Genomic DNA, 17,470 nt, shown 5'->3' with positions numbered 1-17,470 from the left:
CGCAACAGGAGATGATCGAGGCGCTCGAAGAACGCCTCGAAGTACTCGAACGGCAGAACGAGGAGATGCGGGACAAGCTCCTCGACGCGAACGCGGAGAACAACAAGTACCAGCAGAAGCTCGAGCGACTCACGCACGAGAACAAGAAGCTGAAGCAGTCCCCGCTGTTCGTCGCCACCGTTCAGGAGATCAACGACGACGGTGTCGTGATCAAACAGCACGGGAACAACCAGGAGGCGCTGACCGAAGTCACCGAGGAGATGCGGGAGGAACTCGAACCAGACGCCCGCGTGGCCGTCAACAACTCCCTGTCTATCGTCAAGCGCCTCGACAACGAGACTGACGTCCGCGCCCGCGTGATGCAGGTCGAACACAGCCCGGACGTCACCTACGAGGACATCGGCGGTCTCGACGACCAGTTGCAGGAGGTCCGCGAGACGGTCGAGATGCCGCTCGAACGTCCGGACATGTTCCGCGAGGTCGGCATCGACCCGCCCTCGGGCGTCCTGCTCTACGGCCCGCCGGGGACGGGGAAGACGATGCTCGCGAAGGCCGTCGCCAACCAGACGGACGCGACGTTCATCAAGATGGCCGGCTCCGAACTCGTCCACAAGTTCATCGGCGAGGGGGCCAAACTGGTGCGTGACCTCTTCGAGGTCGCCCGCGAGAACGAGCCTGCCGTCCTCTTCATCGACGAAATCGACGCCATCGCCTCGAAGCGGACCGACTCGAAGACCTCCGGCGACGCCGAGGTCCAGCGGACGATGATGCAACTCCTCTCGGAGATGGACGGCTTCGACGAGCGCGGCGAGATTCGCATCATCGCCGCGACCAACCGCTTCGATATGCTCGACTCCGCCATCCTGCGTCCGGGGCGGTTCGACCGCCTCATCGAGGTGCCGAAGCCCGACGTCGAGGGACGGGAACTCATCTTCAAGATCCACACCCGCAACATGAACGTCTCCGACGACGTCGACTTCGCCAAACTCGCCGAACTCGCGGAGAACGCCTCCGGTGCCGACATCAAGGCCGTCTGTACCGAGGCCGGCATGTTCGCCATCCGTGACGACCGCACGGAGATCTACATGGAGGACCTCATCGGCGCCTGGGAGAAGGTCCAGGCCGAGTCCGAAGAGGACGGCGACGTCTCCCGCGCGTTCGCGTAGGGCTTCACCCTTTTCGCCCGTCGCAGTCGGAGTCTGTGAGTCGCTCGCTCACCTATCTACGGGGAGGTACTGGACGCGACACCGCTGTGCACGAGCACCGGGACACGCACTCGCGGCCGCCACAGAGCGCCGAGCGCGTCCGTCGAGTTCGAGTAGTGGTCACTCGCCTCCGCGGGCCGTCTCGTGTGCCGCCAGCGCCGCGTCCGCGCCGTGGACCAAGTCGAGGATGTCGACGCCGCAGACGACGAAGTCGAATCCCCACTCGACCCACCGTTCGACCTCGTCGGCGCTCGTCGCGAGCGTCCCGACGGGGGTTCTCTCCCGCTGGCCGGCGTCGAGGACGCGGGTGACGGCGTCCTCGAACGCGTCGCCGTAGTCCCCGAACGATCCGACCGCCGCCGAGAGGTCGGCGGGACCCACGAAGAGCGCGTCGACTCCCTCGACGGCGGCGATGTCGGTGACGTTCTCGACGCCCGCCTCGGTCTCTATCTGCGCGATTCGGACGAGGTCGGCGTCGTCGCGCTCGACTCGCTCGGCGACGTTCCGGCCGTAGTCGTTCGAGCGCCCGGCGGCGATACCGCGTATCCCCTCGGGCGGGTATCGGGTCGCGGCGACGAAGTCGACCGCCTCCGCAGCCGTCGAGACCATCGGCACCATCACGCCGGCGGGGTCGAGGTCGAGGACGCGTTTGATTCGCACCGGGTCGTTCCACGGGACCCGGACGACGCCGGCGCTCTCGTCGTCTATGGAACGGAGGTTGACCGCGACCGTCTCGAGCCCCGACGGGGTGTGCTCGGTGTCGACGACGACGAAGTCGAACCCGCTCTGCGAGACGAGTTCCGGGACGGCTGGGTCCGCGAGCGACGTCCAGTAGCCGGTGACCGGGTCGCCCCGCGTGAGACGACGTTTCAGGTCCGCGTGTGACATGGTTCTCGTGGCCACTCGGCCCGGCGGGTGTTTAACTCTCTCCCCGGCGTCGACGGTCGGTCTTCGGCCGTCGGCGTCAGAGGGCGAGGAAGACGAGGAAGGGGACGACGAAGAGGACGACGAACATGGCGAGGAGGACGACGCCGTAGCCCACCCCGGTCCCGGCGAGCGTGCGCCAGGCCTCGTGGTCGAGTCCGCCTGCCGACTCGGCCCCGCTCTCTGTCTCGGTCATACGCGGGAATCGGCTGCCGGCGAGAAAACCGTTACTCCCGCGTCGCCGTGACCGCTCCGTCTCTCGTCGCCCGGACCCGAACCACACCACTCATGTCCTCGCCGTCGCACTCCGCGGTATGGGCACCCCACGCGACACCCGTGCGGCGCAGGCACAGGTGGTCCTCGACCGGCTCTACGAGGAGTACCCCGACACGACCATCTCGCTGAACTTCTCCAACCGGCTCGAACTCCTCGTCGCCGTCGTCCTCTCCGCGCAGTGCACGGACGAACGGGTCAACGAGGTGACCGAGGAGCTGTTCGACAAGTACCGGGCGGCGGAGGACTACGCGAACGCCGACGAGGCGGAACTGGCCGAAGACATCTACGGTATCACCTTCCACAACAACAAAGCGGGCTACCTCAAGTCCACCGGCCAGAAACTCGTCGACGACCACGGCAGCGAGGTGCCCGACACCATGTCCGCGCTGACCGACCTCTCGGGCGTCGGTCGCAAGACGGCGAACGTCGTCCTCCAGCACGGCCACGACGTCGTCGAGGGAATCGTCGTCGACACCCACGTCCGGCGGCTCTCGCGCCGCCTCGGGCTCACCGAGGAAGACACGCCCGAGCGCATCGAGCAGGACCTCATGGACGTGGTACCCGAGTCGGACTGGCAGCAGTTCACCCACCTGTTCATCAGTCACGGCCGCGCGGTCTGTGACGCCCGGAACCCCTCCTGTGACGAGTGTGTCCTCGAAGACGTCTGTCCCTCCTCGAAACTCGACCACGATGTCGACCTCGCGAGCGGCGAGGCGTGGTGAGTCCGGGTGCTCGCCGCGTCCGAAGCAGGTGACATCGCCGGCGGGACTGCCGGGGCCGACCGGGAGGGTCACGCACCGGCACACAGCGTATCGCAGCGTCGTCCCCGTCGGTCTACCCGGGCACCCCCTCTGGCCCCGCGTGCCAGCCGCCCCGTTCACGACGGTTCGCTCCCGCGCGCCGACCGTCACGACCCACTGCGGTGGCGCGCGGCCGGCGCGGCCTCCTGACCGCGCGAACGAGCGACCACGTCGTCAGAGCCCCGAGCCGAAGACGTACCCCGTGAAGTACCGGTAGAGGCCGAGGAACCACGCGCCGAACCAGAACAGGACGTAGCCGAAGACGCCGACTCTGAGCCTGCCGCGCCACGCGCTCATGTTCTCGTGGAGGTCGTCGAGGTCGACGTCGGGGTCGGGGTCGCGGTAGAGGTCGGCCCTGTGTTTGGCCTGGAAGATGCGGACGATGCCGGTGAGCGCGAAGACCAGCATCGCGTAGGCCTGTAGACCGAGGATGGCGTGCAACGCGGAGAGGCCGTTCAACTGCTGGAGCAGTCGGGGCATCATCCACGTCACGACCGGGACGGTGTTGAGAACCAGTCCGGGGACGATGAACTTCAGGTGGCGGACGAGGACGTTCCACGTCACCGTCTCGGCGTCGATCATGATCTTCGCCCCGTAGAGGTAGAAGGGGAGACTCGACGTGACGAGGAGGGCGGCGATGGTGGCGTACGTCGACTCGCTTGCCATTGCTGACCGCGCTAAGGAGGGGAGGGGTGTAAAGGGCCCGACTCGCCGGCGGCGGCTGCGGTGTGTGAGGCGAGACGACTCAGTCGGTCGAGAGGACGTACACCTCGTAGAGCTCACCTCGATAGCTGACCGCACGGTGGTCGGTCCACACCTCGGTGCGGGCTCCCGTCACCTCCACCCTGTTGTCCTCGTCGACGAGGGCGGCCTCGAACGCCCGTCGTTGCGCCGGGGTCATCGACTCGAACTCGACCACCTCGTCACGGGGGTAGATCGTGTCCGTCTCTTCGACGCTGAGGTACTTCGCGCTGTGCGTCGTCAAACGCCGTCCGTCCGTGGAGTCGTGGCCCGTCTCTGTCCGGAGCGAACCCCTTAACGGGGCCGAGACCTAATCTGCGACGATGACCGACGCCTCGGACGAGCAGGTGGGTGAGGAGTCGTCCGGCCCCACAGTCCCGGACGGGCCGCCTCCGGACGGCGACACCGACGACGCGGCCACTCCCGGGGTCGCGGCCGGGCGTGAGGACGGGCGGACGAGCGGGAGCGAGGAGGACACCGACGGCACCGACGGCACCGACGGCACCGACGCCGACGCCGACCTCGAGGCCCTCCGACGGGAGGTCGAGGAGAAGTACGACTTCGACAACTTCGGCCCGAAGGACATGGCGCAGATGACCGTCGAGGAGTGGGAGGCGGCGTTCGACCCCGACTCGTGGATCGTCGGCCCCGAACTGCTCGACAGGGTGGAGAAGGAACTACACAACCGCGTCGCCATGCGGGAGGTGTTCGCCATCGTCGAGCGGTACACCGTCGAGGGCGAACCACGCCTCGTGGCCTACTCGGACGAGGGGTACGCCATCGTCTACGCCGACGGGAGCGTCGAGGGCGAGGGGACCGTCCTCCGCGACGTCACTCCGACGGTGGCGCTGTGTTCGATGGACGACTACGAGGTGGCCGACCCCCCGGCGAACGTCGGCCTCCCCTCCCCGGACGAGGTCCCGGAGGGGTCGGGCGAGTTCGGAAACCTGATGCTGCAGGTGGTCGCGTTCGTCCAAGTGCTCGGCGGACTGGCGCTCCTCGGCGCGTGGCTCGTGACCGACCTGAACACCATCGTCGCGCCCGTGGCCGCGCTGTTCTTCCTGCTCATCGGCTTCTTCCTCTTCTTCGTCGTCGCCAACGCCCGGCTGTCGGACCGGTTCCGTTCCGAGGAGTACCGCAACCGCCTCCGGGCGGTCGGCCTCGAGGACGGCCAGCGCCCCGACTTCCTCCCGCCGCTCGACGAGGATTCGGCGCTCGCCGAAGGGGACGCCGAGGGCGACGTCGACGCGACCGGAACAGCGGGTGACGCCGCGGCCGAGACGGGGAACGAAGAGCCCGGAGAGGCCGGCGCACAGGGCGTCTGAGGCGGACTAAAAACCGACACGAGGCGGGTGAGTCGGTGGGTTTAAGCGCGTTCCATCCTGAGTCCGACCTGTATGAACAGGCGGGACTTTCTCCGGACGGCCGGGGGTGCGTCCGTCGCCGCGACAGCCGCGTCAGGCACCGCCGCCGCGCAGGAAGAAGGCGGTGGTGGTGGCAACGTCCAGCCCGACTGGGGTGGATATCTCGACGGCGTCGACGGTGGCTACCAGGACCTCCGTGGTTCCAGCGAGGTGACCGTGGAGGTCGGTGCCAGCGGCAACGGCGGCGCACTCGCGTTCGCACCGGCAGGGATCTGGATCGACCCCGGCACGACCGTGACGTGGGAGTGGACCGGCGAGGGCGGCGGCCACAACGTCGTCTCCAGCGAGGGGCCGGCGTCGCTCGACAGCGGTGCCCCCGTCGCCGAGGCCGGGACGACGTTCGAACACACCTTCTCCGAGGACGAGACCGGTATCACGAAGTACTACTGCTCCCCACACGAGGCGCTCGGTATGCTCGGTGCGGTCGCCGTCGGCGGCGACGTCGCGACGGTGTCGACGGGGGGCGGTGGCGAGAAGGAGCTCGAGGAGCTCGGCGTCGCCATCCAGGCCCACTGGGTCGGGTCGGCGACCATCCTCGGCATCATCGTGACCATCATCTACACCTTCTACATCCTGAAGTACGGCGAGTCGCCGAACACGGGCAACACGGGAGGTGGTGAGTGATGTCCTCGTCGGGGAGCACCTACGGTGACATCCACCGCTACGAGTCGGCGCGGGAGTCGACCTCCGCCGCCATCGGTATCGTCCTCCTCACCGTCATCGAGGTCGTCTTCGTGTTCCTGTTCACGTACGGACTGGTCTCCGGATGGGGCCTGACCGACCTCGGGAACATGTTCCTCGGTGGTGTCCTCGCGGTCATCTTCATCGACCTGGCGTTCATCCTCGCGCTCTACCGCAAGGAGTTCCTCCCGGACGTGATGATCGTCAAGAAGCGTCGGCGCAAGTGGGAGGACCTCTACATCCGCGAGGAGGACGTCGACGGCACCACGCTCGGCGACGGCGCCTGGGACACGGTAAAGCGCGCGATTTACCCATACTACAAGCGATAACATGAGCTTAGAAAAGAAAGACGAGTACGACCACAAAGCCTGGTTGAAGTCCAAGGAGGACCTCACGAAGGTCGAGCAGTTCTTCCTGCTCGGGCTCATCTACGTCGACAAGCGGCTTCGCATCGTCGACTATCTGGAGCTGATGGAGACCCTCTACTACCGGGTCAACCTCCAGATGCCGAAGAGCCACACCGAACAGTACAACCTCGACAACAAGTTCTGGTACTGGTATCCGCTGTACACGCTGGGACTGTTCTCGACGCTGGCGTACGTCGTCGCGGCCATCTCGGGTGCCCTGCTGGGCTTCTACTACAGCCCCGCTACCACCGGTGACCCCTCGACGGCGTACAACAGCATCGCGTTCATCATGCGTGACCTGCAGTTCGGGTTCATGCTCCGCTCCATCCACCGGTGGTCCGCACAGGTGATGGTCGCGGCCGTGTTCCTCCACATGCTCCGCGTCTACTTCACCGGGGCGTACAAGGAGCCACGCGAACTCAACTGGATCCTCGGCATCGTCCTCATCAGCCTGACGATGGTGTTCGGGTACACCGGCTACCTGCTGCCGTGGGACCAGCTGGCGTTCTGGGCCGGCCAGATCGGCGTCGAGATGTCGCTGTCCATCCCGCTCGCGGGTGAGTGGGTCGCCCAGCTGCTGTTCGGTGGCTTCACGCTGAGCCAGGCGACGCTCCAGCGGATGTACATCTTGCACGTGTTCCTGTTACCCTTCGTCGTGACGACGCTCATCGCCATCCACATCGGCATCGTCTGGGTGCAGGGCATCGCGGAGCCACACTGAGACCATGAGCAACGAAGACACCCCCTCCGAGAACGAGAACGCACAGGAAGCGATGACCGACGGCTCGGGCAGCCTCGCCGTCCCACCGGACGACGAGACGCCCTCGTGGAGCGAGCGCAAGGCTCGCAAGACGGGTCTCTCGCGGCTCACGTACGAGTACTTCGAGCGGGCCCGCCGGGAGGACCAGGACCTCCGGGGGGAGTCGACGTACGTCGAACGGGACGTGCTCGGCTTCCCGACGTGGCCCCACGAGGTCATCCGCAACCTCTCCATCGCGTCGTTCTTCACCGGGATGATCCTGTTCCTGTCGGCGACGATGCCGCCGCACATCGGGCCGCCGGCCAATCCGTCGTCGACCCCCGCGGTCATCCTGCCCGACTGGTATCTGTACTGGTCGTTCGGCCTGCTCAAGCTGAACCCCCTCAACCCCGAACTCGCCATCCTCGGCGGGCAGAAGATCATGGCCGACCGCACCTACGGCGTGCTTGCGAACCTCGTCGTCGTCGGCTTCGTCGCTATCGTCCCCTTCCTCAACAAGGGGAGTGCGCGACGGCCCGTCGAGCAGCCGTTCTGGGCCGCCGTCGGCGTGCTCGGCATCGTCTTCGCCTTCACCATCTCCCTGCTGTCGGTGAAGAACCTCATGCCGATGAACGTCGACCTGCTGTTCGACCTGACGTTCCTCCTGCCCATCGTCGCCGGTATCGTCACCTACGCGGTGCTGAAGACGATGCGCGAGGGGTACATGTACGACCTCAACCGCCGTTACTACCGGCTCCGACCGCCGAAGTAACGGCGCGAGCCGTCCACACGTTCACCGTCTCCACCGCCCGCCTGCCACCGACCGCACGAACCGTCCACCGTTCTTCTCACGATGACGACAGACACAGACTCCACACAGACCAGTGACGTGACCACGACGGCAGCCACGGGAGCCGAGTCCGACTCGTCCCGGCCGGCAGGCCGACGCGGCCGGCGCGACGTCGAGGTACCGATGCGGCTGTACAAGACCGTCACGGTGTTCTCGACGCTCATCGCCGTCGTCACCGTCGTCGCCGGCTTCTTCCTCCTCGATGCCGCGACGCTCCAGGTGAGTTTCCTCCGAACGATTATCGCGGGTGCGCTGCGTGCGGTGGGGTTGGCGGTCCCGACGGGTGTGTTGAGCACCGTCCTCGCCGTCCTCGGACTGCTCGTCATCGCGTTCGGCGCCGGGGTCTACACCGTCTCGACCCGGTTCCGCGCGGAAGGGATGGGAAAGTCTCAAGAGGACACCGACGAAGATGGAAACAATGGCTGACGAATTCATCAAAGGGCTCGGCATCTTCACCGGCGGTGGCCTCGCCTGGCTGACCCTCGCGAGCTGGTACCGGACCCCCGGCTTCGAGAGCACCCAGCAGCTCGTCGCGCCGATCACCGTCTCCGGAGACGACATCTTCAACGCGCTCGGCATCATCCTGATGGACGTCTTCTTCTGGTTCACCCTCATCGGTGCCCTGACGTTCTGGGTCCTCATCCCCGCCGGTCGGGAACTCCGGTCGGCCATCGAGAACCGCCGCACGCAGTAGACTCGGCGCCGCCGAGACGCGCCGTCTCCTCCTCGTTCGGTCGTCCCCCCGTTCTCGGACCCGTTCCGGCGTCACCGCCGTTCGCTCTCTTCGTCTCGTCGCTGGTTCTCCGCCTCGGACACCCCGTGTTCTGCGACGCCGACCACGCCCGGAAGCGGGAGTCGAACTCGCGTCCGTGCACCGACCACACCGAGGCCGGTACACGTCCGCGACGGTGTGGGCGCTCCCGCCGTGCACCGTGCGTGAGGGGGCGGCCGTCGCGACTGTGCCGACCCGCCGTCCCACACCACCGCCTCGCGGGCAGCGCCCTCTCCCGGTACGTCCACGGTCGGTTCCCGACCGACTCCGCACCTGCCGCCGGGTGACCGCCGCCCAGTCACGGGCGTCCGACGTCTCGGCCGTCGTCGCCCGACCACAGTCGCGGCTGGTCTCTCCGGAGAACACGCCGAGAACGGGCGCAGTGCGTCAGACGATGGCCGTCCAGACCGGCTCGACGATGAAGAAGAGGCTCTGGAACGCGGCGTACAGCAGTGCGACGATCGAGGCCGTGACGGCCGCCTTCGGCCGTTCCATCTCCATCTCGTTGCGGGCTTCGACCTTGCGGGACTCGAACTCGAAGAAGTCCGCGAGGAACACCCCGAGGATGAGGACGGACATGACCATGCCACCGTGCGGTGCGACGACGAGGAACGCGAACGACGCGAGGACGAGCAGGACCGTCGTGACCGAGTGCGGCAGATACCGCGATATCTCGGAGTCGTCCTCCGCGTCCTTCGCCTGCTCGACGTGCTTTCGGTGCGCGAGGAGGCGCGTCACCATGTTCGCCAGCACCAGCGCGAGCACGACGAACGGGATCACCGACTCCGCCGCGACCAACGGGTCGAGCGGGACGAGGAACTGAAGCGGCTGCATACCCGACGTTCGGGCAGGTACTCATTAGAGTTTTTCCAATCTCCGCGCGCCATCGGCGAGTGTCGGGGGCCGGAGCAGGTCGACCGTCCGGTCGACGGTCAGTCGGACCGGGTCGTCGACGGTCACCGCCCGCCTCGCGTGGCCGTCGACGACGAGTGAGACGGGCGACTCGTCGCGTTCGACGCCGAGGGTGACCGGGGCGTCGACCACCCAGGTGCGCGGCTTCGTCGTGTACGGCGAGACGGGAACGACTGCGAGCCCCGTGTCGGGCGCGAGGAGCGGACCGCCGGTAGCGTGGCTGTAGCCGGCGCTCCCGGCGGGGGTGGCGACGACGACGCCGTCGGCGCGGAACGACCCCAGCACACTCGACCCGTCGGCGACCGTGTACTCGGAGATGTGGGCGGGTTCGCTCGTCACGAGCGCAACGTCCAGGAGCCCCTGTACCTCGTCCCCACCGACGTCGACCGACAGGAGCGGGTGTGCGACGGTCCGCGCCTCGACTGTTGCGGGGGTGAGGTCGGCGAGCGTCTCTCGGACGCGCTCGCGGGCGACGCCGTGCCGGCCGACGCTGGTCGCCACGGGGAGCGTCGCTACCGGCGCGGGGTCGTCGACGAGCGAGCGGAGCGCCTCGTCACCGACTGCGACGACGAGGTCAGCCACCCCCTCGTGGTCGGTCAGCGTGACGTCGGGGGTGTCGCCGGGGACGGCGCCCTCGGACGCGTCCGGTCCCGGCGCGCGGACGGCAACCGTCACCGACATCGGCGTCCCTCCCGCGTCACACGCATCACGGTCACCGCTTCGCCCGCACGGATAAAAGTCCCCGCGGTTCCCGTGTCGCCTCTCGCTGTCCCGTTTCGGTTCGTCTCGGGTCGTCTCGGTTCGTCTCTGTTCTCTTCCGCGGCTCGGGTCGACCGCGACGGTCAGAACGGCCAGTCACCGGTCAGCCGCATCCCGGCCGCCTCGCCCTGTTCCTCGAGCGCCGTGGCGATTCGGTCCCGGGGAAGCGGTTCGAGGTCGGCGTCCGCGTCTGCGAGTTCGACGACCACGTCGGCGAGGAGCACGGCCTGCTCGCGGAACGTCCGGACCTCGAGTTTGTCCAGCGTGTCCGCCTCGGTGTGCCCCCAGCCACGGCCGCGCTCACCGGTCTCCGCGGAGACCATACACCCCGGGAGGCCGCGGGCGACGTACGGCCAGTGGTCCGAGTGTGGGAGGTGCTCGGGCACGACGGTGACCGGGTGGTCGTACCGCTCCGCGACCCGTTCGAAGGCGTCGCCGAGGCCGTCGAAGTCGCCGACGTGCGTCTTCAGCGTGCGGCCCGCACAGACGCCGTCGAGGTTGCAGACGGCGCGGACGTCGTCCGCGTCCGCCGCGTGGTGTGCAGAGCCGACGAGTCCGACCTCCTCGCTGCCGAAACAGGCGAGGTGGACTCGCGTGTCGAGTTCGTCCGCTCTCTCCGCGAGTACTCGCGCGACTTCGACGACCATCGCCGTCCCGGCGCCGTTGTCCAGCGCGCCCTCGGCGATGTCGTGCGCGTCGACGTGACTCGTGAGGTAGACCGCCTCGTCGGTGTCGGGACCCACGTCGGCGTGGACGGTGCCGCTCTCGGTGTCGGGCGTCTCACACGCGACCCGGAGCGTCACCTCCTCGCCGACGTCCCGTCGGGCCAACTGTGCACCGACCTCCTTCGAGACGCCCACCGCGGGAATCTCACCGATGGGCGCCTCGCTGGTCCCGACACTCCCCGTCGGTGGGAGTTGCCCCGGGACGTGGTTGCGGAAGACGAACCCTGCTGCCCCTGCCTCGACGGCCCGGTAGTACTTCTCGCGGCGGTGGATGAACCGGTCGACGTGGTCGGGGACGGTCGAGGAGACGAGGACGACGCTTCCCGAGAGGTCGCGGTCGAACGCCTCGGGAAGCCCGTCGTCCAGGTCGACGAGCGGCCCCGTGACGCTCCCACTCGGACTCCGCGGGAGCGCGATGGTGCGGAGCGTCCGGTCGCCGACGACGACGTCGCTGTCGCCGCGGACCCACCCCTGAATCGGGAACGTGTCGACCCGCGCGTCGCGCGCCCCGACCGACGCGAGCGCGTCCCGCGTGGCCGCCAGCGCCTCGCTCTCTCCCTGCGTCCCGGCCATCCGGTCGCCGACGTCGACCAGTTTCTCGAGGTGGGACCACCCGACGTCGCTGGTGAACGTGTCTCCGATCCACGTGGTCATGCCCGCACGTCGTGGGGCCGTGCGGAAACCGTTTCGGTCGTCGTCCCCTCGACAGTCGTGTCATGCGCGTCATCCGTTCGAGCAGACACCACTGAGCGGGGCTCGCTGGGCGAGAGCCCCACCGAGTCCCTGCGGTCCGGCGCCGACGGGGCTTCGACTTCCGAAGTGACGCGTTCAGCCACTCGAGTCCACTGAACTACTCGTGACGGTTCGCAACTCCTCTAGATGTCGTCAGCTGGCATCGACAGGGTTTTATTCACAACCCCATGTATATTTGTGCATGACAACTGTTCGCATCGCGGGGGCAACCCTCACGCACTTCGGGAGTCACCCCGACCGGACGGGACGCGACCTGTTCGCCGAGGCTGCACTCGGCGCCCGGGAACAGGCGGGCGTCCCACGGGACGACATCGACGAGGTGACGTACGGGAACTTCATGGGTGAACTCTCGGAGCGACAGGGGCATCAGGGTCCTATCATGGCCGAGGCGGCGGGGCTGAACTGCCCCGCGACCAGATACGAGGACGCCTGCGCCTCCGCGGGCGTCGCGGTGCGAGCAGGCGTCTCGGCGATTCGGTCGGGGCGGGCCGACGTCGTCCTCGCCGGTGGGATGGAGCGAATGACGAACCAGGAGACGGAGAACACGACGGAGTTCCTCGCCATCGCCGCCGACGAACTGTACGAGGTCCGTGCCGGCATGACGTTCCCCGGTGCCTACGCGCTGATGCAGCGCGCCTACGTGAACGAGTTCGGCGGCGAGCGCGAGGACTTCGCCCACGTCGCCGTGAAGAACCACGACCACGCGCTCCCGAACGAGTACGCGCAGTACCGGAGCGCCATCTCGGTCGAGGACCACCTCGACGCGCCGATGATCTCCGACCCCGTCGGCCTCTACGACTCCTGTCCCATCACCGACGGCGCCGCGGCCGTGATTCTCGTCTCGGAGGAGTACGCCGCGGAGCACGACCTGGACGCTCCGGTCGCCATCACGGGGACCGGCCAGGGCGGGGACAACATTGCGCTCCAGGACCGCGAACACCTCAACCGGACGCCAGCGACGGCACGGGCGGCCGAGGAGGCGTTCGCCGACGCCGGTATCGACACGGCGGACGTCGCGGCCGTCGAGGTCCACGACTGCTTCACCGTCGCCGAGGTGCTCGCGCTCGAAGGGCTGGGCTTCTACGACCACGGCGAAGCGGTCACGGCTGCCCGCGAGGGCGAGACGACGAAACACGGCTCGCTACCGGTGAACCTCTCCGGTGGCCTGAAGGCGAAGGGTCACCCTGTCGGCGCGACGGGCGCCTCGCAGGTCGCCGAGATGTACCGGCTCCTGACGGGGACGCACCCGAACAGCGAGTACGTCGACGGCCGCGTCGGCGTGACGCACAACGCCGGCGGCACGGTGGCGAGTGCGGTCGTCCACGTCCTGGAGGTGGACGCGTGAAGCCGAAAGTCCGCGACGCGGGCTACGACGACCTCCTCGACGCCGCCGAGGAGGGGGAGGCGTACTACCTCTCGTGCGCGAACGGCCACGGGTCGCTCCCCCCACGGCGGACGTGCCCCCACTGTGGCTCGGTCGACCTCTCGGAGGAGCCGCTACCCGACTCCGGCACCGTCGAGACGTACACCACCACAGAGGTCGCCGCCCCGTCGTTCTCGGCGAAGACGCCGTACACGACGGCTATCGTCGACTTCGGTCCCGTCCGACTGACCGGCATCGTTCGCGCCGACGCCGACGACGTCGAGGTGGGGATGCGCGTCGGTCTCGCCGTCGGTCGGAACACGATGACCGGTAACCGGATGTTGACCTTCCACCCACGGTAGCCCGGTCCGTCAGCGGTCGACGGCGTCGGGACGGGCGCCCGTGCTCTCCTCGCCGACCGACACGGTCAGCGCCTCGCGGAGCGCCCCGAGGAACGCCACCGGATGTTCGACGTGTGGCAGGAGTTTCGCGTCGTCGACGACGACCAGTCGCGCGTCCACCTCCTCGGCGAGGTCCCGTCCGTCTGCGAGCGGCGTGATGTCGGCCTCCCGCCCCCAGACGAAGGTGACGGGGACGTCGAGGCCGGCCAGCGCCTCGCCGAGGTCCACCTCGGAGTTCAGGAAGCCGGAGATGAACGACGCCGGTGCGAAGCGGGCGTTCGGCTGGTGGGCCGTCTCCCACTCGTACGCCATCCACTCCTCGGTCACCGAGCCCATGTCGTAGTAGCCGTGGTCGGCGTTGAAGTACCGGATGGAGGGCTTCGAGGTCAGGAGGTTGAACAGCGCTGTCCCGACGACGGGCGCCCGGACGAGTTCGCGCAGCCACGTCAGCCGGTCCGGTCCCCCCTTCGCAGTGGGGCAGACGGCGACGAGTCGGGCGACGTCGACGTCGGTGTACGGGTCCGACAGCGCCGCCGCGACGTACGCCGTGGTGAGCGAGGAGACGAGCACGGACGGGGAGTCGTACTCCACGAGGAAGTCGGCGACGAAGTCCTCGTACAGCGCCGCGGAGTACTGGAGCGGCGGCCGGTCCGAGCAGCCGAACCCGGGGAGGTCGGGCGCGACGACGTGGTAGTCGTCCGCCAACTCGTCGAACACCGTCCGGAACTCGCCCGAGGAGCCAGCGGCGTTGATGCCGTGGAGCAGGACGACCGTCGGCGCGTCCGCCGGTCCCGACTCGGTGTAGGCGACGTCCATCCCGCGCCAGCGATACGTCCGGTGGTCGCCGGCGAGCGGGGGTTCGAGCGAGTCGGCGGGGCGAGCGAGGAGTCGGTTGAGCGCCGTGAGACCGCCGGCGGCGGCGAGACCGACACCGGCGGCCTTCGCGAGGCTTCGCGCGTCCATACCCCTCCCTCGGGGCGCGACCGACTTGACCCACACGGCTGGGTGGGAGCAGTCGTCCCGGCGGTCGGCTCACCGGCCGCGGCCGCGCCCACCCGTCCACGCCGGCCGCCACGTCAGTAGCCCGACCGAGACGACGTACGCCAGCGTGGAGAGGTCGTACGACCACGCCCCCGTCGTCGCGCCGACCACCCCGACCGACCCACCGACCAGCCCCGAGAGGACGGCGGCGGCGACGGGCAGCGTACACGACACGCAGGAGAAGAAGCCGACCGCTCCTCCAACGACGCCCGCCCCCGCGCTCGCGACGTCGGCGACGAGACCGTAGACCAGATACGCCAGGACGGCGTAGCCGACGCACTTGAACGGGAGCAGCGCAACGCGCAGGGCGCCGTCGTACAGGAGTGCGGGGCCCCAGCCTGGTGGGAGCCAGAGGACGCGGACGGTTCCCGCTCCCGTCCCCACCCCGAGCGTTCCGTCGAGCCACGCGAGGACGAGGAGGTAGGCGACGCCGACTCCGGACGCCAGCAGTCGACGACGCCCCGTCACCTGCGGTCGGTCGGCGACGAGGACTGCGAGGACGGCGACGTTCAGCCAGACGAACGGGTAGAGCACGTACCGCGGGGAGAGGACGCTGTACGACGACACCGAGAAGTACGCGCCGAGCGCGAGGAGTTCCACCGCGACGAGCGTGCCCGCGAGGAGCACCAGTCCGCGCGCGTCGAGGTCACGCCCCCGGTCGAACAGGGACGAGAGCGTGCTCACGACATCTCCCCTCCCGTCTCCTCGCTCGCCTCGGACCCTCCCCGTTCCTCGTTCGTCTCGTACCCGCGCCGGGAGTTCAGGACGACGACGACGCTACTCGTCGCCATCGCGACGGCGGCGAAGAGCGGGTTCAAGAGGCCGAGCGCCGCGAGCGGGACCGCGACGACGTTGTAGAGGAACGCCCAGCCGAGGTTCTGTCTGATCCGCGTCCGCGTGGCCCGCGTCACGTCGAAGACGGTCTCGACGGTGCGGAGGTCGTCGGTCGTGACGACGGCGTCGGCGGCGTCGACGGCGAGTGGCGTGCCCGACTCGAGCGCGATGCCGAGGTCCGCGCCGGCGAGCGCCGGGGCGTCGTTGCTCCCGTCGCCGACGAACACCACTTCCCCCTCCGCTTTGAGTCGGTCGACGAGCGCCACCTTCGCCTCGGGCCGCGTGTCAGTGAACACCTCCGCGACCCCTTCGTGCGCCGCGAACGGGGCCGCCGCTGCCTCGCCGTCCCCCGTGATGACGACGACGCGGTGGTCTCGGGACAGCGCGTCGACGACCGCCTCCCACTCGGGTCGCGGTTCGTCCCCCGCCACGACGACCCCTCGTACACTCCCCTCCCAGCCGACGAGCGCCGGCACCGCGCCCGCGTCGCGCGCGTCGGTCGCCCGCCGTCGGAACCGTTCGGGGATGGACCACCCGCGCGCCTCGAAGAGGCCCGCGCTCCCGACGAGCACCTCGCGCCCCCCGACGGTCCCCGAGACGCCCCGCCCGGGGTGGGTCTCGACGTCGGTGACGGTCCGTCCACCGCCGTCAGGTGCCGCCCGGTCCGCTGTCTGCGCTTCCGCCGGGGCCGTCCGCCCCCCGCCTGCCGCCCGCGCGACGATAGCGTCCGCGACGGGGTGGTCCGCGAACCGCTCGAGCGCCGCCGCGACCGACAACGTCTCGTCGTCGCCGGAGACGGCGTGGACCGCCATCCGGCCCGTCGTCAGCGTCCCCGTCTTGTCGAACGCGACGACGTCGCTCTCGTTCGCCCGCTCGAACAGTTCGCCCGAGCGGACGACGATGCCCCGCGCCAGCGCCTCCCGGACCCCGCTCGCGACGGCCATCGGCGTCGCCAGTCCGAGCGCGCACGGACAGGAGACGACGAGGACGGTGAGGCCCGTCAGGAGTGCGGTTGTGGGGGTGGCGCCGAGCGCGAGGTGTGCGCCCCCGGCGACGACGGCGAGCGCGAAGACCAGCGGGACGAACACGCCGGCGAGGCGGTCGGCGAGTCGTTGCGCCCCGGACCGGGTCCGGAGCCTCCACTGGAGTTCGACGAGGCGGTCCATCGTCCGGGTCGCCTCGGCGTCCGCGGCGACGACGAGTCCACCGTCTCGGAGTCGCGACCCGCCGAGGACGTCGTCGCCCACCTCCCGGCGGACCGGGCGGGACTCGCCCGTGACGAGCGACTCGTCGACGGCTCCCGACCCCTCGGCGACGACGCCGTCGACGGGGAGCGTCTCGCCCGCCCGAACGACGACTTCGTCACCCTCTCCGACCGATTCGAGCGGCACGGTCTCGGTACCGCCCGAGGTTCGGAGGCGTGCCTCCGAGACGCGTCGCTCGGAGACGTCGGCCAGACTCCCCGCGGCGGCCTCGCGCAGTCGCTCCTCGTAGTAGCCGCCGATGGAGACGGCGAGGACCACCACGACGGTGATGTCGAAGTAGAGTTCGTTCGCCCCCGTGAGCGCGAGGAGCGTCGAGTAGACGTAGGCGGTGGTGGCCGCGGTGGCGACGAGGAGGTCCATGTTCGGCTCGCGCGCCCGGAGGCTGACGTACGCCCCGCGGAGGATGGGGTACCCGGTGTAGCCCAGGACGATGGTCGCCATCACCCAGATGTTGGCGACGAGGTAGACCCCTGCGGCCGAGGAGACGTCGAAGAGCAGGAGGGAGGCGTCGACGCCCACGTAGGTCGGGTAGAGGAAGAGGACGTACCACAGCATCGTCATCATGCCGAAGAAGCCGCCGACGAGGAGGCGACCGACC

21 protein-coding genes are annotated in these 17,470 nt (G+C 68.8%); 11 read left to right on the top strand and 10 right to left on the bottom strand.

Annotated features, from left to right (window positions below; genetic code table 11):
- Window positions 1-1,166 (top strand): proteasome-activating nucleotidase (locus ACESK5_RS15490; RefSeq protein WP_372912484.1); only part of this gene is annotated, 1,166 nt, incomplete at its 5' end.
- A gap of 159 nt (window positions 1,167-1,325) precedes the next feature.
- Here the strand turns inward: ACESK5_RS15490 and ACESK5_RS15485 are convergent.
- Together ACESK5_RS15485 and ACESK5_RS15480 are read right to left on the bottom strand one after the other, a co-directional pair.
- The gene (locus tag ACESK5_RS15485) at window positions 1,326-2,093 is read right to left on the bottom strand and encodes an HpcH/HpaI aldolase/citrate lyase family protein (protein WP_372912483.1); all 768 of its coding nucleotides are present in this window, start codon (window positions 2,091-2,093) and stop codon (window positions 1,326-1,328) included.
- 76 nt (window positions 2,094-2,169) lie between these two features.
- A complete protein-coding gene (locus ACESK5_RS15480; RefSeq protein ID WP_372912482.1) occupies window positions 2,170-2,325 on the bottom strand; it encodes a hypothetical protein in 156 nt (51 codons plus the stop codon).
- A gap of 118 nt (window positions 2,326-2,443) precedes the next feature.
- Here ACESK5_RS15480 and nth point away from each other — a divergent pair, with 118 nt between their 5' ends.
- Window positions 2,444-3,127, top strand: a complete 684-nt coding sequence (gene nth, locus ACESK5_RS15475; protein WP_372912481.1) for an endonuclease III — start codon at window positions 2,444-2,446, stop codon at window positions 3,125-3,127.
- A gap of 252 nt (window positions 3,128-3,379) precedes the next feature.
- Here nth and ACESK5_RS15470 read toward each other — a convergent pair whose 3' ends face one another.
- Both ACESK5_RS15470 and ACESK5_RS15465 read right to left on the bottom strand, forming a co-directional pair.
- A complete protein-coding gene (locus ACESK5_RS15470; protein ID WP_372912480.1) occupies window positions 3,380-3,871 on the bottom strand; it encodes a hypothetical protein in 492 nt (163 codons plus the stop codon).
- A 79-nt stretch (window positions 3,872-3,950) separates the two neighbouring features.
- A complete protein-coding gene (locus tag ACESK5_RS15465) occupies window positions 3,951-4,190 on the bottom strand; it encodes a hypothetical protein (RefSeq protein ID WP_372912479.1) in 240 nt (79 codons plus the stop codon).
- Window positions 4,191-4,269: 79 nt separating this feature from the next.
- Between ACESK5_RS15465 and ACESK5_RS15460 the strand changes: the two genes are divergently transcribed.
- The 7 genes from ACESK5_RS15460 to ACESK5_RS15430 all read left to right on the top strand — a co-directional run bounded on the left by ACESK5_RS15460 (window position 4,270) and on the right by ACESK5_RS15430 (window position 8,741).
- Window positions 4,270-5,271 (top strand): hypothetical protein, encoded by a 1,002-nt coding sequence (locus ACESK5_RS15460; RefSeq protein WP_372912478.1) that lies wholly within the window; start codon window positions 4,270-4,272, stop codon window positions 5,269-5,271.
- A 72-nt stretch (window positions 5,272-5,343) separates the two neighbouring features.
- Window positions 5,344-5,994, top strand: a complete 651-nt coding sequence (locus ACESK5_RS15455; protein ID WP_372912477.1) for a halocyanin domain-containing protein — start codon at window positions 5,344-5,346, stop codon at window positions 5,992-5,994.
- Window positions 5,994-6,380 carry a hypothetical protein gene (locus ACESK5_RS15450; protein WP_372912476.1) on the top strand — a complete coding sequence of 129 codons (387 nt, stop codon included), beginning with the start codon at window positions 5,994-5,996 and terminating at the stop codon, window positions 6,378-6,380. Before ACESK5_RS15455 ends, ACESK5_RS15450 begins: the two co-directional genes overlap by 1 nt.
- A 1-nt stretch (window position 6,381) precedes the next feature.
- Complete coding sequence (locus ACESK5_RS15445) at window positions 6,382-7,179, top strand: cytochrome bc complex cytochrome b subunit (RefSeq protein WP_103424801.1); 798 nt, start codon at window positions 6,382-6,384, stop codon at window positions 7,177-7,179.
- A gap of 4 nt (window positions 7,180-7,183) precedes the next feature.
- Complete coding sequence (locus tag ACESK5_RS15440) at window positions 7,184-7,969, top strand: cytochrome bc complex cytochrome b subunit (protein ID WP_372912475.1); 786 nt, start codon at window positions 7,184-7,186, stop codon at window positions 7,967-7,969.
- Window positions 7,970-8,086: 117 nt separating this feature from the next.
- Complete coding sequence (locus tag ACESK5_RS15435) at window positions 8,087-8,473, top strand: hypothetical protein (RefSeq protein ID WP_372912485.1); 387 nt, start codon at window positions 8,087-8,089, stop codon at window positions 8,471-8,473.
- Window positions 8,466-8,741: a hypothetical protein gene (locus tag ACESK5_RS15430; protein ID WP_372912474.1), complete on the top strand. Its 276-nt coding sequence runs from the start codon at window positions 8,466-8,468 to the stop codon at window positions 8,739-8,741. Before ACESK5_RS15435 ends, ACESK5_RS15430 begins: the two co-directional genes overlap by 8 nt.
- A gap of 465 nt (window positions 8,742-9,206) precedes the next feature.
- Here the strand turns inward: ACESK5_RS15430 and ACESK5_RS15425 are convergent, their stop codons facing one another.
- From ACESK5_RS15425 to ACESK5_RS15415, 3 genes are all read right to left on the bottom strand, one after another.
- Complete coding sequence (locus ACESK5_RS15425; protein ID WP_372912473.1) at window positions 9,207-9,653, bottom strand: hypothetical protein; 447 nt, start codon at window positions 9,651-9,653, stop codon at window positions 9,207-9,209.
- Between the two features lie 24 nt (window positions 9,654-9,677).
- Window positions 9,678-10,412 carry a hypothetical protein gene (locus tag ACESK5_RS15420; protein WP_372912472.1) on the bottom strand — a complete coding sequence of 245 codons (735 nt, stop codon included), beginning with the start codon at window positions 10,410-10,412 and terminating at the stop codon, window positions 9,678-9,680.
- Between the two features lie 161 nt (window positions 10,413-10,573).
- The gene (locus ACESK5_RS15415) at window positions 10,574-11,869 is read right to left on the bottom strand and encodes a M28 family peptidase (protein WP_372912471.1); all 1,296 of its coding nucleotides are present in this window, start codon (window positions 11,867-11,869) and stop codon (window positions 10,574-10,576) included.
- A gap of 280 nt (window positions 11,870-12,149) precedes the next feature.
- Here ACESK5_RS15415 and ACESK5_RS15410 point away from each other — a divergent pair, with 280 nt between their 5' ends.
- Both ACESK5_RS15410 and ACESK5_RS15405 read left to right on the top strand, forming a co-directional pair.
- Window positions 12,150-13,313: a beta-ketoacyl synthase N-terminal-like domain-containing protein gene (locus ACESK5_RS15410; RefSeq protein ID WP_372912470.1), complete on the top strand. Its 1,164-nt coding sequence runs from the start codon at window positions 12,150-12,152 to the stop codon at window positions 13,311-13,313.
- Entirely contained in the window at window positions 13,310-13,693 is a 384-nt protein-coding gene (locus ACESK5_RS15405) for a Zn-ribbon domain-containing OB-fold protein (protein WP_372912469.1), read from the top strand. Before ACESK5_RS15410 ends, ACESK5_RS15405 begins: the two co-directional genes overlap by 4 nt.
- Before the next feature lie 9 nt (window positions 13,694-13,702).
- Here the strand turns inward: ACESK5_RS15405 and ACESK5_RS15400 are convergent, their stop codons facing one another.
- The 3 genes from ACESK5_RS15400 to ACESK5_RS15390 all read right to left on the bottom strand — a co-directional run.
- Window positions 13,703-14,695: an alpha/beta fold hydrolase gene (locus ACESK5_RS15400; RefSeq protein ID WP_372912468.1), complete on the bottom strand. Its 993-nt coding sequence runs from the start codon at window positions 14,693-14,695 to the stop codon at window positions 13,703-13,705.
- A 69-nt stretch (window positions 14,696-14,764) separates the two neighbouring features.
- Entirely contained in the window at window positions 14,765-15,457 is a 693-nt protein-coding gene (locus ACESK5_RS15395; protein ID WP_372912467.1) for a hypothetical protein, read from the bottom strand.
- Window positions 15,454-17,470: heavy metal translocating P-type ATPase (locus ACESK5_RS15390; protein ID WP_372912466.1), on the bottom strand; the 2,017-nt coding region annotated here is incomplete at its 5' end. The genes ACESK5_RS15395 and ACESK5_RS15390, both read right to left, overlap by 4 nt.

Source organism: Salinigranum sp. (assembly GCF_041641895.1).
Taxonomy (GTDB): Archaea; Halobacteriota; Halobacteria; order Halobacteriales; family Haloferacaceae; genus Salinigranum.
Note: the sequence above shows the minus strand (reverse complement) of the source record. Positions and strands in the feature narration are given on the sequence as shown.

Coding starts and splice junctions, on each gene's coding strand:
- ACESK5_RS15430 (WP_372912474.1), top strand. CDS start 8,466: ATGGCTGACGAATTCATCAAAGGGCTCGGCATCTTCACCGGCGGTGGC.
- ACESK5_RS15410 (WP_372912470.1), top strand. CDS start 12,150: ATGACAACTGTTCGCATCGCGGGGGCAACCCTCACGCACTTCGGGAGT.
- ACESK5_RS15420 (WP_372912472.1), bottom strand. CDS start 10,412: ATGTCGGTGACGGTTGCCGTCCGCGCGCCGGGACCGGACGCGTCCGAG.
- ACESK5_RS15415 (WP_372912471.1), bottom strand. CDS start 11,869: ATGACCACGTGGATCGGAGACACGTTCACCAGCGACGTCGGGTGGTCC.
- ACESK5_RS15445 (WP_103424801.1), top strand. CDS start 6,382: ATGAGCTTAGAAAAGAAAGACGAGTACGACCACAAAGCCTGGTTGAAG.
- ACESK5_RS15400 (WP_372912468.1), bottom strand. CDS start 14,695: ATGGACGCGCGAAGCCTCGCGAAGGCCGCCGGTGTCGGTCTCGCCGCC.
- ACESK5_RS15440 (WP_372912475.1), top strand. CDS start 7,184: ATGAGCAACGAAGACACCCCCTCCGAGAACGAGAACGCACAGGAAGCG.
- ACESK5_RS15460 (WP_372912478.1), top strand. CDS start 4,270: ATGACCGACGCCTCGGACGAGCAGGTGGGTGAGGAGTCGTCCGGCCCC.
- ACESK5_RS15485 (WP_372912483.1), bottom strand. CDS start 2,093: ATGTCACACGCGGACCTGAAACGTCGTCTCACGCGGGGCGACCCGGTC.
- ACESK5_RS15480 (WP_372912482.1), bottom strand. CDS start 2,325: ATGACCGAGACAGAGAGCGGGGCCGAGTCGGCAGGCGGACTCGACCAC.
- ACESK5_RS15425 (WP_372912473.1), bottom strand. CDS start 9,653: ATGCAGCCGCTTCAGTTCCTCGTCCCGCTCGACCCGTTGGTCGCGGCG.
- ACESK5_RS15450 (WP_372912476.1), top strand. CDS start 5,994: ATGTCCTCGTCGGGGAGCACCTACGGTGACATCCACCGCTACGAGTCG.
- ACESK5_RS15470 (WP_372912480.1), bottom strand. CDS start 3,871: ATGGCAAGCGAGTCGACGTACGCCACCATCGCCGCCCTCCTCGTCACG.
- nth (WP_372912481.1), top strand. CDS start 2,444: ATGGGCACCCCACGCGACACCCGTGCGGCGCAGGCACAGGTGGTCCTC.
- ACESK5_RS15455 (WP_372912477.1), top strand. CDS start 5,344: ATGAACAGGCGGGACTTTCTCCGGACGGCCGGGGGTGCGTCCGTCGCC.